Below are 13,204 nucleotides of genomic sequence, written 5' to 3'. Positions count from 1 at the left end.
TATAGTCATGAGATTTTGGTGGATAGCTATGGGAATAACAATTGGGCTTACATGGATTGGCGTCAATTTCTTTCTTCCATGGAAATAGCATAAAATTCTAGAAAAGAATCAAATTCATGAAAATTATAAAAAATAGATAAAAAAGCGATCGCTTTAAATTTGTTAAATCGAGTTACCATTCAACTTGAAAAAAGGATTCATTACTAATAGACTACATGTTGGGAAAAAACCACAAGCGGTACAGGTAGAGAGAAAAATTGAAACCGTTGAGGGTAAGAGATTTTTGTGGATTGATCTACAAAATCCAGATAGAAGCGATATTGAAAAATTAGCTGAAACATATCGTTTGAATACATTAAACATTGAAGATTGTATGACTAAATCAGAACTTCCAAAACTAGATAGTTATCAAGATCATTTTTTTGTGATATTACATTTTCCATCTATATTAAGACAGCCGGGAATTTCAAGAAATAGTCAGTTATCAATATTCATCGGAAAAGATTTTCTAATAACAGTTCATCAAGGAGATTTAAAGCCATTAGTAGATTTAGTAAATATTTGTAAAAATGATTTAGATGCACATAGAAAAGAAAGAATATTAGGAAAATCTGTGGAATATCTCCTCCATGAAATAATAGACATTCTAGTGGATGAACTCTTACATATATCAAGAAAAGTAATTGCAAATTTAGATGATCTTGAAGATGAAGTTTTTGATGAAAAAATATCTGTTGCAAGAAGTATAGCCTTACTTAGAAGAGAAATTAACGTAATGAGACGAATAGCAAATCCATTAAAGAAATTTGTATTAGAAATTACAAAAAATATTAAAAAATTTTCTGAGGAAGATGATCTATCGCTATATTTTGATGATGTAATAGATCACATTGATAAAGTAATTGAAACTCTGGAAGAATCTAGAGAAACAATGGAAATTTACAAAGATACTGACTTCATGTTAAGTACTGAAAAAACAAATAAAGTACTTGCTGCATTAACAATAATTTTTACATTTGCAATTCCTGGAACAGTAATTGGAACATTTTATGGGATGAACATAAATTTGCCAGGGGGGTTAAATGATCAAGTATTATTTTTAGGACCATATACAGTATTGATATTAATTATTTTGGCATCAACAATACCTGTCGCATTGATGTTTATTTATTTCAAAAAACTAGGTTGGATTGGTAGATAAAACAATATAATATTCACTGCAAAATATTATAAAAAATAGTTTTTAATTTTAAAAAATGTACCAGATAAGATAATTGTATCATATCAATTAATACTAAATTTTATGAATAATACATATTATAATAAAATGAGAGTAGTTATAGGTTGAATAATTTTACAGAATATCACTAAAGATGATTTTTAGTGAATAAATAACATTTGAATAACATATACGAAATTAAAAAGGAAAATTGAGGTTCTACGATGAACCTTTGTTAGTACTCTTTCTTGAACCTGTTCCTCTACCAGTGATTCGAGTCATACCTTCGGTTGAAGGTCTTGGTTTTGAATCTGGTAAATCTCCTAGTCTTTTTGAGCCAGTTCCTCTACCGGTATGAATCATTCTATTTGCGGCTTGTTTTTTCTTTTCGTCTTGAATTTTTTTGTATTCGTCGCCTGCCCAGCCTTTTTTATCGTCATCAATTTCTCTGGTTCCAGTTCCCCTACCGGTTCTAATCTTGATTTTTCCCATAAGGTTAGGTAAGTTATCTTATATTTATTTAAGCTCATCATATCAGGTAATTGTACATATAATTTTGGATATGTAAATTTTAAATTTTAATGTCAGAATTTCCATCTTTTAGTTTTTTCCAATCAGATAGAAAATTTTCCAGTCCGATAGTTGTTAATGGGTGTTGGAGCATTTTGTCTAGAACATTTGGAGGTAAAGTTACAACGTGTGCTCCAATCTTTGCCGCATCAATAACATGTAGTGGATGACGAATACTTGCAACAAGAATCTGTGTTTTAAAATCATCCTTATAATTATCAAATATTACTTTAATGTCTTTAATCAATTTCATTCCGTCTTGACCAACATCATCCAATCGGCCAATAAATGGGCTAACATATTTTGCCCCTGATTTTGCAGCCAGTAATGCTTGGTTTGGTGAAAAAACCAGGGTAACATTTACAGGAATTCCTTCAGATGAAAGAGATTTGCAGGCTTTCAAACCATCAGAAGTCATTGGGACTTTAACAACAACATTTTTACCATATTGACGTAAACGTTTTCCTTCTTCAATCATTGCAGAATATTCAGTACTTACAACTTCTAGGCTAACGTCGCCTTTGATAATTTTGGTGATTTCTTGCATAACGTCTTTTGGATTACCGCCTTCTTTTGACATGAGAGAGGGATTTGTGGTAATTCCATCCAACAAACCCATATCATTGAATTTTCTGATGGATTCTAAATTTGCACTATCAAGAAAAATTTTCATAATTTTCTACTCCTTATTTCTTTTACTTGTTTGACCATATTAAAAGATGTTATTCCGTGTTTTTCCAAAAGTAGTGGAATTTCATTATCTCGTGCAGATTCGCCAAACATATCTTGAGCGCCAATTCTTTTAATTGGGACAGGATGTCTTTCAGAAACAGATTCTGTAACTGCAGAGCCCATACCTCCCAAAATATTGTGTTCTTCACATGTAACTATGCATCCGGTTTCTCTGGCTGCTTTTTCTAATATATCACCATCAATTGGCTTTATAGAAAACATGTCCAACACTCTACAAGATATTCCCTCATGCTGTAAAGATTCAGCTGCTTCAAGTGCCATTCTTACAGTAATTCCGCATGCAGCAATAGTACAATCAGAACCATCGCGAATTGTAATTCCTTTACCAATTTGGAAATCTTGGGATTCAGAATGAACTACTGGTGTGTTTGATCTTGCCATTCTCATGTAAAATGGACCGTATTCGTTTGCCATTAATCTAGTTAATTTTGAAACTGCAATTGTATCGGCAGGGATAAAAACTCGGAAATTTGGAATCACTCGCATTATTGCAATATCTTCAATTTGTTGATGTGAACCGCCATCGGGTCCAACTGATAGACCACCATGAGAAACTACTAATTTTACATTAAGACCTTTTTTATTTCCAGGAGAAGGATAAGCTATTCCGTTTCTTATTTGATCAACTGCACGACCAGGCAAAAATATAGCATAAGTGCTAGCAAAGGATATTTTTCCAGAAGCTGCAAGACCTGCAGACATGGAAACTAGATTAGCTTCGGCAATACCTACATTAAAGAATCTATTTGGAAATGCTTTTCCAAAACCAGAAGTTTTGAGTGAATCAGTTGTGTCTGCACCCAAAACTACTATGTTTGAATTTTCTTTTCCTAGTTCAATTAGTATTTTTGAATACTCTGAACGCATGTCAGTCATAATAGGTGGATTCAAAGATAACTTGCCTCTTTTGCTATTTGTTTAATCTGTTCTTGTTTTTCTCCAACAACATGTAATCCAATCCATTTTTTAACGAGTTCAGAACCTCCTAATTCATTTGCTTTATCAAGTAATAATTTTCGTCTAGTTTTAAGAACTTGATTTCTAAAATCTCTAATAGCACCACGTACATCTTGTTTTCCAATAATTGCACTACCACCCACAAAAACTCTAGCGCCATCTGCAAAACAAGAACCAATATTATCAAAAGTTACACCGCCATCAGCCTCAATATAACCAGAAAACTTGTGCTCATTTAGAATAGCTTTCAATCTAGTCATTTTTTCATGAGTTTCTTCAATGTATTTTTGACCAGATTTTCCAGGTACAACAGACATTACAATTAGTTGATCAAGAGATGGAATGAATTTGTAAGACCATTCAGGAAGTTCAGTATTTGGATTAATTGCAAGACCCACACCAACTTTATTTTGTTTTAGATAATCATGTATTTCACCAAAGCTTGTTTCATCGCAAACTTCAGCATGTACAGTAATTATATCACTTCCAGATTCAACATAATCTTTGACATGTTTTACAGGTTCATTGATCATCAAATGAGTATCAAATGGGAGTACTGTTAATGAGCGTAATTCTTTGATTTTTGTATGATCGAAAGTTTTGGTTGGAACAAATTGGCCATCCATAACATCAAGATGAATAAAGTCGGCTCTGCCAGATATACATCGCTTAATCTCATTTTCAAGATTATTCATATCACCAGCAATGATTGATGGGGCAATCATAAACTGAGAATCAAGTTCTAAATCAATTATTGGTGTAACATCTGAATCAGGTGCTTTTCCATGCCATTGCGGATTATCTTCCATATGTTCAACTCCTTTTCCTTTAATTGTTCTAGCAATAATTATTGAGGGAATTCCTTTTGTAGAATTTGCTTTGGTAATAGCTGCATCTATTTGTTCAATTCTATGTCCATCAATTTCAATTACATTCCATCCAAATGATCTCCATTTATCACCTGTCTTCCATCGTGAAGCATCTTTCCACATTTCAGAGATGTCATCTCCTTCTAGTTTTTCATCTAATGGCATAATTTTTTCTGTGTATGAATCCTGTTGTATAAAATTTCTATCCAAAAATGCTGTAAGATTATCTACCTTGTATTTTGCAGCTGTCATTGCTGCTTCCCATATTTGACCTTCATCTGACTCACCGTCACCTATTATAGTATAGACATGATGCTTTTTACCATCAATTTTACCAGCAAGTGCAACACCAATAGAATAAGATAAACCAGTTCCTAAAGAACCACCGCAGAATTCAACTCCAGGACATTTTAGATCAGGATGACCCTGTAATTTACTTCCAAATTGTCTTAAAGTTTCAAGTTGGGATTCTGGAAAATAACCTGCAACAGCCATATTTGAAAACAAGCCAGGTCCCGCATGCCCTTTAGATAAGATCAGGCGATCTCGATCTTCCCATTGAGGATTATTTGGATCATACTGCAAATGTTTGTAAAATAAACACCCTAAAATTTCAGCCATAGAGAAAGATCCTCCTGGATGACCAGAACCTGCATTGTTTAATGCTTTAATTACTAATTTACGAGCACGAAGAACATTTTTTTTGATTAGATAATAATTTAGTCTCATTTCTCGATTGCGATAACTACAAATTTAATAAAAATCTACTTCTGCAAAATTTTAATCTGATGATTACCAATGATGAATGTGGATATTAATGAAGAATTACCAATAATTGTTTATGATAATCAGTGTTATTTGTGTGTAAAATTTGCAAAAATGATTGAATTTCTTTCAAGGAGTAGTTTCACAATGATCGGACATTATTCAGATTTTGGTATAAAATTAAGAAAGACGTTGGGAGAATCAGCAACAGAGATGTTTTGGCTAATAGATAAAAAAACAGCATATGGTGGAAGAGCAGCACTATTACCACTGTTAAAAGCAATCATTACAACAAAACATGTTAAATCAAATAATACAAAAGTAGATGTACAGTGTGAACAAGCCTGTAAAACTGTAAAAGCAGTCTTCATAAGATCGGCAAGTTTATTTTCAAATAGCAAAAAAATAGATCTCTAGTAAATCTAAATAATACATCAAAACCAATCAGCATAATGAAGATTCGATTAGAAAACTCAAGCAATTCTAAAAAGAAAACTGCTATGCTTTGTGGATACGTATTAGAAAATTCCGATAAAATATTAGGATTACAAAATATGAATTCAAAAATTGCCTTATCAGTAAAGCAATCAATAAATGACATGGGTGGGATATTTGGTAAAATAGCAGTAATTCCAACTACCGAAAAATCAACTCAGAGAATTCTGTTAGCCGGATTAGGTAAAAAAGAAGACTTTACAAACGATACAATTAGGTTTGTTTCAGGCAAAATTGCTCAAAAAGCTAAAGAATTGAAACTGAAAGAATTTACCATAATAGCACCACCAAGTTCTCTTATTGAACCTCTTTCATCAGTATCTCAAATAGTAGAGGGATGCAAAATGTCTCTTTATAAGTTTGAAAAATATAAATCAAAAAAAGAAAATTCCGATCCTAATCTCACAATATTAATTTCTAAATCAGAGAAGATCTCAAATTCAATAAAAACTGCAGAAATTATTTCAGATGGTGTTATTTACACAAAAAGTATTGCAAATTTACCACCCAATGAATGTACACCAACAACATTAGCAGATTTTTCAAGAATTATAGCAAAAAAGAATAATATGAAATGCAACATAATATCCAAAGTAGAACTCAAAAAAAGAGGATTTGGAGGAATTTTTGCCGTAGGACAAGGCAGTAAAAACGAACCAAAATTAATTATTTTAGAACATTTTCGTGGCCCTAAAAACGAAAAACCAATTGTGCTAGTTGGAAAAGCTGTAACATTTGACACGGGTGGAATTTCATTAAAACCAGGTGAAAAAATGGATGAAATGAAATTCGATAAATGTGGAGGATGCACAGTTATTGGAATCATGAAAGTGGTTTCAGAATTAAAATTACCAATTAACTTAGTAGGGATTATTCCATCTGTTGAAAATATGCCAGGTGGAGAAGCATATAGACCGGGAGACATCATAAAATTATACAACGGAAAAACAGCAGAGATTTTGAATACAGATGCGGAAGGTAGGATTATTTTAGCTGATGCGTTATCATATGGTGAAAAACAATATTCCCCAAAGGCAATTATTGATTTTGCAACATTAACTGGAGCCTGTATTATTGCTTTAGGAACAAACATTGCAGGTATGGTTTCAAATAATAAAAAATTGGCAGATATGATTATGGAGTCTTCAAAAAGAACAACTGAAGAGATTTGGAATCTTCCATTAAATGATGACTATATGGACATGATAAAATCTGAAGTTGCTGATATGAAAAATGTTGGAATTGGAAGAGCTGCTGGCACGATTACCGCTGCAGCGTTTTTAAGAAATGCTATTGAAAAAACCCCTTGGGTTCATATTGATATTGCAGGAGTTGCCTGGACACAAATAGCAACAAAAGAAAAACCATACAATCCAAAAGGAGCGACAGGTTTTGGAGTAAGATTAATTTTAGATTATTTACAGAATTAATTTAAAAATAATTTAGCGGTTTAATTACAAATCAAACAAGTGTTGGAGATTTTCTAAATGATCAAACATAACTATAAGATTTTAGAAAAATGTAAAACTAGTATCCACGACTGTTTCTATCGGGTTTATCGGTGTTAGGATTTCGAAAACCATGTTTATCCATCATATGATTTAGAAAACGTATATCGTCTAAAAATGATTGTCCACAAACAACACAGTTAGGCATTGAAATCATAATGCAAACTGTAAATTCCATATTAAAAGATTGATTGAAAGATGCCAGCACTGTTGCTTCCCAAGAGCTCTCGCATCTTAGTAGCACAACAGCGACGTTAGGTTTGACTTCCAAGTTCGGAATGGGATTGGGTCGCACCCTAACGCTATGGCCGGCTTGAAAAATCTTCACGGAATCTCATCTATTAAGGTAACGCCTCTCAGTGGACAGTTCAAAAGAGGTATAAATCAAGGCAAAATAGAATTACGACATGACCCATAGAGTTGCAGTACTTGACAGAGATCTGTGTCAGCCAAAAAAATGTGGTTTAGAATGCATAAAATACTGTCCTGTTAACAAGTCAGGTGCGGACTGCATCATTCTAAACGAAGAGGTAAAAAAAGCCCAGATAGATGAAGAGGTTTGTAATGGATGTGGCATTTGCGTAAAAGTTTGCCCATTTGATGCAATTACAATTGTCAATTTAGCATCAGAATTAGCGTCAGATAAAATTCATCAATACGGTCCAAATTCATTTAGATTATACAAATTACCTACTCCAAGAAAAGGTGAAGTTGTAGGATTACTTGGCAGAAATGGAATGGGAAAAAGCACTGTAGTAAATATTCTATCTGGGAACTTAAAGCCAAATTTAGGACGATATGAAAATCCTCCAGAGTGGGATGAGATTTTAAAGTATTATAGTGGAACCGAATTGAAATCTCATTTTGAGAAAATCAAAAATAAACAAATACGTGCATCAATTAAACCACAACAAGTACATCATGTTGCACAAGCATTTGATGGAACTGGAAAGGATCTAATAGAAAAATATGATGAACGTGGAATATCTAGAGAATTAATCAAAGAATTAGGATTAGAGAATTCTATGGAACAGAATTTGAAAGAACTTAGTGGAGGAGAACTTCAAAGATTATCCATAGCTGCAGTTGCATCAAAAGATACTGAGTTTTATTTTTTTGATGAGCCTTCATCATATAATGATGTATTTCAAAGAAAAAGTGTAGCAAGAGTAATCCACAATCTAGCTAAAATTGGAAAAAGCGTAATGGTTGTAGAACATGATTTAACATTACTTGATTATCTCAGTGATTATATTGAATTGCTTTATGGAGAACCTGCAGCATATGGTATTGTTTCGAATGTATTATCAACTAAAATTGGAATCAATGTATTTCTTGACGGATATCTGCCAACTGAAAATGTCAGATTTAGAGACAAAAAATTTTCTTTTGATGTATCTTCAACGTCAACAGATGAGTTTCAAGAAGGAAGTGAAATTATGGCATATCCAAAACTTGAAAAAAAATATCCGAGTTTCTCTGTAACAATTGAGCCTGGAAAAGTAAGAAAAGGTGAAGTATTGGGGATAATGGGGGCAAATGCGCTTGGAAAAACAACATTGATGAAGATGATTGCAGGAGTAGAAAAACCAGATTCTGGTGAAATAGATAAAAAAATAAAAATTGCGTACAAACCACAATATCTTCAAAACGATATTGATGTAGAAGTCATAGCATTATTAGACAAAGCCAATGGAAGTCAAATTGAAGGCAGTCAAGAAGAAGAACAAATACTTGAACCATTAAAAATTAAAAAACTTTACAATAAATCTGTAAAGAATCTATCAGGAGGAGAATTACAAAAAATTTCAGTTGCAGCATGTCTTTTACAAAAAGTAGATCTTTATGCATTGGATGAACCATCTGCATTTTTAGATGTAGAAGATAGAATAACTATCGCAAAGTTTTTACAAAAATTTGTTAGATCATTTGGCAAAACAGCAATCGTAATAGATCACGACATACAATTAATGGATTTAATTTCTGACTCTATGATAATTTTTGAAGGCGTGTCAGGTGTAACTGGACATGCGACACCTCCAATGCCAAAAGCAGATGCAATGAATAGATTTCTAAAATCATTGGACATGTCATTCCGAAGAGATGAGAAAAGTTTGAGACCACGAGTTAACAAATTAGAAAGTAGGCTAGACAAAAACCAAAAAGATTCAGGAAATTATTATTACAAAGGATGACTCGAATGCTAAAGAAGGCATTGGAAAGCATACTCAGCGAACAAGAAAGTCAAGAACTTATTTCATCTTTTGATCAGATTGGTGATATAATTATAGTAAGGATTCCAGATTCATTACTTTCAAAGAAAAAAATTATTGGCGAAACGCTGTTAAAACAAGTAAAAATTGCAAAAAGTGTTTTTTATCAAGCATCTGCTGTAGAAGGAGATTTTCGCACAAGAAATTTAGAAATTTTAGCAGGAGATAACAAAACAGAAACAGAATACAAAGAATTTGGCTGTAAATTTATAGTAGATGTTGAAAATGCATTCTTTTCTCCTAGATTATCTACAGAACGAGAGAGAATATCAAATTTAGTTCAGAATGGAGAAACTATAGTCAATATGTTTGCGGGAGTAGGCATGTTCTCAGTCATGATTGCAAAAAAAAAGAAATGTACGGTATATAGCATAGACATTAATCCAATTGCAACAAAACTTTGTGAAAAAAATATCAAATCAAATAAACTTGTAGGGAATATAGTTTCAATTAATGGAGATGCATTACAGATAATTCAAGAACAACTACAAAATAAATCAGATAGAACTTTAATGCTGCTACCAGAAAGATCAGATGAATTTTTAGAATCTGCCATCAATGCAACTAAAAATGGAGGCATTATTCATTATTATTCACATATCCATGCAGATAAAAAATCAGATGCAGGGAAACTTTCTGAAGAACATTATTTGAAGATCTCACCTGTTAAATCAGAAATTTTAGGATCAAAAATTGTAAGAGCTGTAGGTCCAAGATATTATCAAACTGTTGTGGATGTAAAAATTTCAAAATAATTAATCATCAGATGAGATTGATGCAGATGATGGCTTGGTTGTTGCCATAACATAACCAATCCACGCCACAACACCAAGAATTCCGCCTGCAATCATCAAGATTGATAGTTGTAAAACAATTGGACTCCATTCAGATAGCATCAGTAAATATGCATAAAGAAAAAATGCTGTAATACACAATACAAAAATTGTGACACCCATGCCTTTACGCTTATCCATTAAATTGAAGTTTGTTGTGAGTTATTTATTGGTTTGAGCTAATCTAATTCTATTGCCATTAGATAAGCATCTTCACCATCGCGATAATATGCATTAAGTTTTTGTCTAATAATAAATCCTAATTTTTCATATAGTCTAACAGCGTCATTATTACTGCATCTTACTTCAAGATAGAACTCATCACATTTTTTGAGTTTAACACCATTTACAGATTCTTCAACTAATGCTTTTCCTATTCCTTTTTTTCTATATTCATCAAGAACTGCAACTGATACCATATGTCCTTTTTTTACAAATCCTAATTTTTTGAAATTTGAAAATCCATATTCAGTTTTACACATGATGTATCCAACATGTTTTCCTCCAATTTCTGCAACAATAAATGCCTCCGGTATTTCAGCTAACAAGCTTTCATAGAAATAATCAGAATAGTGTTCAGGAAGGGTCTTCAGATTTATTTCCATGACAGGAATAAGATCGCTTGGATCTGCTCTACGGATGTTACAATCACCCAATTGCCTAAGAATTACTTGCATACTAGTATAATTTATTATCAATATTTAATTTTAAACCACAAAACCATTTAATGGAAAGAAAGAGCCGTAAAGAGAATGAGTGAACCTTCTCAAGATGACATAATTTCATTAGTTAATTCATTATTTGAAGTGGAACAGTTCAACAAAGGAATGTATGCGTTGGAATTTAGGATTAGTGACAATAATTTTAAATCAAAATTTGAGGATTTAGCAAGAAAATTAGAAAATATGAGTTATGTGTGTAAACTGGAACAAATGGATGATGGTAAATATCTAATAATTCAAAAATTTACTCCAAAAAAACAAAGAAAGTGGTTAAGCGCCTCTTGGACTCCACGAATTTTGTTTGCAATTGTCATAACTTTTGTAATGATTGATGGATTTTATCGTACTGTAGGAACTAATTCCATTATCAATATAGGAGAACCATTAGAAATGGCAGGAATCTATACACTGTCACTTTTAGGGATTTTAGGAGTTCATGAGTTAGGACACATAGTTGCAGCTAAAATTCATAGATTAAAAACAACATGGCCATTTTTCATACCAGGAATTCCAATTATGGGCATTCCTACTTTTGGTGCATTTATTCAATCACGTGGATTAACAATTAATCGTGAAATTTTATTTGATGTAGCTATTGCAGGACCAATTGCAGGACTAATAATTGCAATAGTAGTTTCAATGTATGGAGCATATACTGCCCCCATATTACAAGAAGATATTGCTCAAGGACTTTTTGCAGAATCTAGATTAATTGAATGGAATCAAGGTGAACCATTATTGATGACTGCAAGTTTAGCATTATTTGGAAAAGGTGGACCAGGTCATGAAGTAATAATGACACCAGTGTTGTTTGCAGCTTGGATTGGATTTCTAATTACATTTTTGAATTTATTACCAGCATGGCAGTTAGACGGAGGACATATGGCAAGAACATTGCTTGGATCTAAACTTCACAGATATGCAACATTTGGAAGTATGGCAATTCTTGTTTTATTAAATTATTGGCTAATGGCGATGCTAATTCTTGTTTTAAGTTCAAGAAACCCTAGTGCAACACCACTTGATGATATCTCGCCATTATCAAAAAACAGAAAACTAGCATATATAGGAATCATAGGATTAGCTATTTTGTGTGCTCCCATACCATCAAATTTTTTGTTTAATTTTTTATCTTAGTAAAACTCTAGCTCCATCTATTACAACTGCAATTTTTTGTCTATTACCTTGTGTTTTTAGAATATAATCTAATGAAGGTTTAATTCCAGATAATGAAATCATATTTAATTTTTTAACGTAATAATCAGGAAGAATTGAAACCAAACCAATCTGAAAGTTTTTTTGAATTTCAGATAAAAACAATAAATCTTCCATTCCAGAAATATACTTGGTTGGATTTCTAAGTTGGTCAATAGTTAATCTTCCCTCAATGTATTGTTGTAGCGCATCAGAGCCTAAACCAGATTTACATTCTGCCACTAAGATTGCCAAACCTCCATTTTGTATAGCACTAGCACAATTCCAAAGAGATGAAAGAGATTTTCCAAGATTGTCATTACTAGAATCTTTACCAGTGCTAATTATCATTGATTTGTGATGACCGACATCTTTGATTGCAAATGATTCAAGGATTTTTGTAGATGAAACAGTTTCAGAGGGATGTCCTATTGAAAAATCAACAATACCTTGAGAATTTGCTACAATTTCAATTGCTTTGATTTCAAAATTATCGGCAAATTTTTTTGCTTCATCAAAACTTTCGGTTATTTGCCCAGGAGATGGAACATTATTTTTTCTTTTTGCATATGCAGAAAGCATTGATTCTTGACCAAATTTTTTGATTAATCGGGAACAGATTGTTTCATATCCAAATAATCCATCAAACTCTACTTCACCAATGAAAACAAGATTAGAATTAGAAAGGTTTGTGTTATCAAATTCATTAATTGAACTTCCTTCAGGTAAGCCAGATTTTACTAGATTCATTATTTTTTTCTCAGCTAAAATTTTAGGAAAAGGTAATGATTTTTGTTCACAGATTGTAAATAATGATGAAATAATTTTTTGAATGGATTTAGAATTATGTAATATCACAAGTTCCATAGGTTTTGTTAAATCAATTGTGGTGAGCTTTTCATTGATCGCTGCATCATCTAAGACTTTACCATCAGAGTCAATTTTTTGCTCTAAATTCTCTGCCCTAATATCAAGAACAACATCAGTAATACCATAATTTAACCAAATTTCAGGCATGATTATTACACAATACAAACCAAAATAAA

Annotated in this window: 13 protein-coding genes and 1 rRNA gene; 6 read left to right on the top strand and 8 right to left on the bottom strand. The window is 32.3% G+C overall.

Translation table 11 applies throughout. From position 1 onward, the window contains the following. The first annotated feature begins 184 nt into the window (after positions 1 to 184). A complete protein-coding gene (locus tag K5782_RS03545; protein ID WP_297464041.1) occupies positions 185 to 1,201 on the top strand; it encodes a magnesium transporter CorA family protein in 1,017 nt (338 codons plus the stop codon). 237 nt (positions 1,202 to 1,438) lie between these two features. On the opposite strand, the gene K5782_RS03540 is transcribed toward K5782_RS03545, so the two are convergent. The 4 genes from K5782_RS03540 to K5782_RS03525 form a co-directional block, all read right to left on the bottom strand. Further along, entirely contained in the window at positions 1,439 to 1,711 is a 273-nt protein-coding gene (locus K5782_RS03540) for a hypothetical protein (RefSeq protein ID WP_007549667.1), read from the bottom strand. Between the two features lie 79 nt (positions 1,712 to 1,790). Then, a complete protein-coding gene (gene fsa / locus K5782_RS03535) occupies positions 1,791 to 2,462 on the bottom strand; it encodes a fructose-6-phosphate aldolase (protein WP_297464040.1) in 672 nt (223 codons plus the stop codon). After that, positions 2,459 to 3,433, bottom strand: a complete 975-nt coding sequence (locus tag K5782_RS03530; RefSeq protein ID WP_297464038.1) for a transketolase family protein — start codon at positions 3,431 to 3,433, stop codon at positions 2,459 to 2,461. The genes fsa and K5782_RS03530 overlap by 4 nt, the downstream gene beginning before the upstream one ends. Next, positions 3,430 to 5,097, bottom strand: a complete 1,668-nt coding sequence (locus tag K5782_RS03525; RefSeq protein WP_297464037.1) for a ribulose-phosphate 3-epimerase — start codon at positions 5,095 to 5,097, stop codon at positions 3,430 to 3,432. The genes K5782_RS03530 and K5782_RS03525 overlap by 4 nt, the downstream gene beginning before the upstream one ends. A 78-nt stretch (positions 5,098 to 5,175) precedes the next feature. Between K5782_RS03525 and K5782_RS03520 the strand changes: the two genes are divergently transcribed. Together K5782_RS03520 and K5782_RS03515 are read left to right on the top strand one after the other, a co-directional pair. Beyond that, entirely contained in the window at positions 5,176 to 5,550 is a 375-nt protein-coding gene (locus K5782_RS03520; protein ID WP_297464036.1) for a hypothetical protein, read from the top strand. Positions 5,551 to 5,585: 35 nt separating this feature from the next. Beyond that, the gene (locus tag K5782_RS03515; RefSeq protein WP_297464035.1) at positions 5,586 to 7,058 is read left to right on the top strand and encodes a leucyl aminopeptidase; all 1,473 of its coding nucleotides are present in this window, start codon (positions 5,586 to 5,588) and stop codon (positions 7,056 to 7,058) included. Positions 7,059 to 7,332: 274 nt separating this feature from the next. Here K5782_RS03515 and rrf read toward each other — a convergent pair. Next, a 5S ribosomal RNA gene (rrf, locus tag K5782_RS03510) occupies positions 7,333 to 7,452 on the bottom strand. Between the two features lie 91 nt (positions 7,453 to 7,543). Here rrf and K5782_RS03505 point away from each other — a divergent pair. Both K5782_RS03505 and K5782_RS03500 read left to right on the top strand, forming a co-directional pair. Further along, positions 7,544 to 9,331 carry a ribosome biogenesis/translation initiation ATPase RLI gene (locus K5782_RS03505; RefSeq protein WP_297464034.1) on the top strand — a complete coding sequence of 596 codons (1,788 nt, stop codon included), beginning with the start codon at positions 7,544 to 7,546 and terminating at the stop codon, positions 9,329 to 9,331. A gap of 5 nt (positions 9,332 to 9,336) precedes the next feature. After that, the gene (locus tag K5782_RS03500; RefSeq protein ID WP_297464078.1) at positions 9,337 to 10,164 is read left to right on the top strand and encodes a class I SAM-dependent methyltransferase family protein; all 828 of its coding nucleotides are present in this window, start codon (positions 9,337 to 9,339) and stop codon (positions 10,162 to 10,164) included. Here the strand turns inward: K5782_RS03500 and K5782_RS03495 are convergent, their stop codons facing one another. Next, positions 10,165 to 10,383: a hypothetical protein gene (locus K5782_RS03495; RefSeq protein WP_048109348.1), complete on the bottom strand. Its 219-nt coding sequence runs from the start codon at positions 10,381 to 10,383 to the stop codon at positions 10,165 to 10,167. A 38-nt stretch (positions 10,384 to 10,421) separates the two neighbouring features. After that, positions 10,422 to 10,919, bottom strand: a complete 498-nt coding sequence (locus K5782_RS03490; RefSeq protein ID WP_048109346.1) for an N-acetyltransferase — start codon at positions 10,917 to 10,919, stop codon at positions 10,422 to 10,424. A 75-nt stretch (positions 10,920 to 10,994) separates the two neighbouring features. Between K5782_RS03490 and K5782_RS03485 the strand changes: the two genes are divergently transcribed. Then, positions 10,995 to 12,101 (top strand): site-2 protease family protein, encoded by a 1,107-nt coding sequence (locus K5782_RS03485; RefSeq protein WP_297464032.1) that lies wholly within the window; start codon positions 10,995 to 10,997, stop codon positions 12,099 to 12,101. Here the strand turns inward: K5782_RS03485 and K5782_RS03480 are convergent. Further along, the gene (locus tag K5782_RS03480) at positions 12,093 to 13,175 is read right to left on the bottom strand and encodes a transcriptional regulator (RefSeq protein ID WP_297464030.1); all 1,083 of its coding nucleotides are present in this window, start codon (positions 13,173 to 13,175) and stop codon (positions 12,093 to 12,095) included. The genes K5782_RS03485 and K5782_RS03480 overlap by 9 nt on opposite strands. Positions 13,176 to 13,204: the final 29 nt, after the last annotated feature.

It is taken from the genome of Nitrosarchaeum sp., from assembly GCF_025699065.1.
GTDB lineage: Archaea > Thermoproteota > Nitrososphaeria > Nitrososphaerales > Nitrosopumilaceae > Nitrosarchaeum.
Note: the sequence above shows the minus strand (reverse complement) of the source record. Positions and strands in the feature narration are given on the sequence as shown.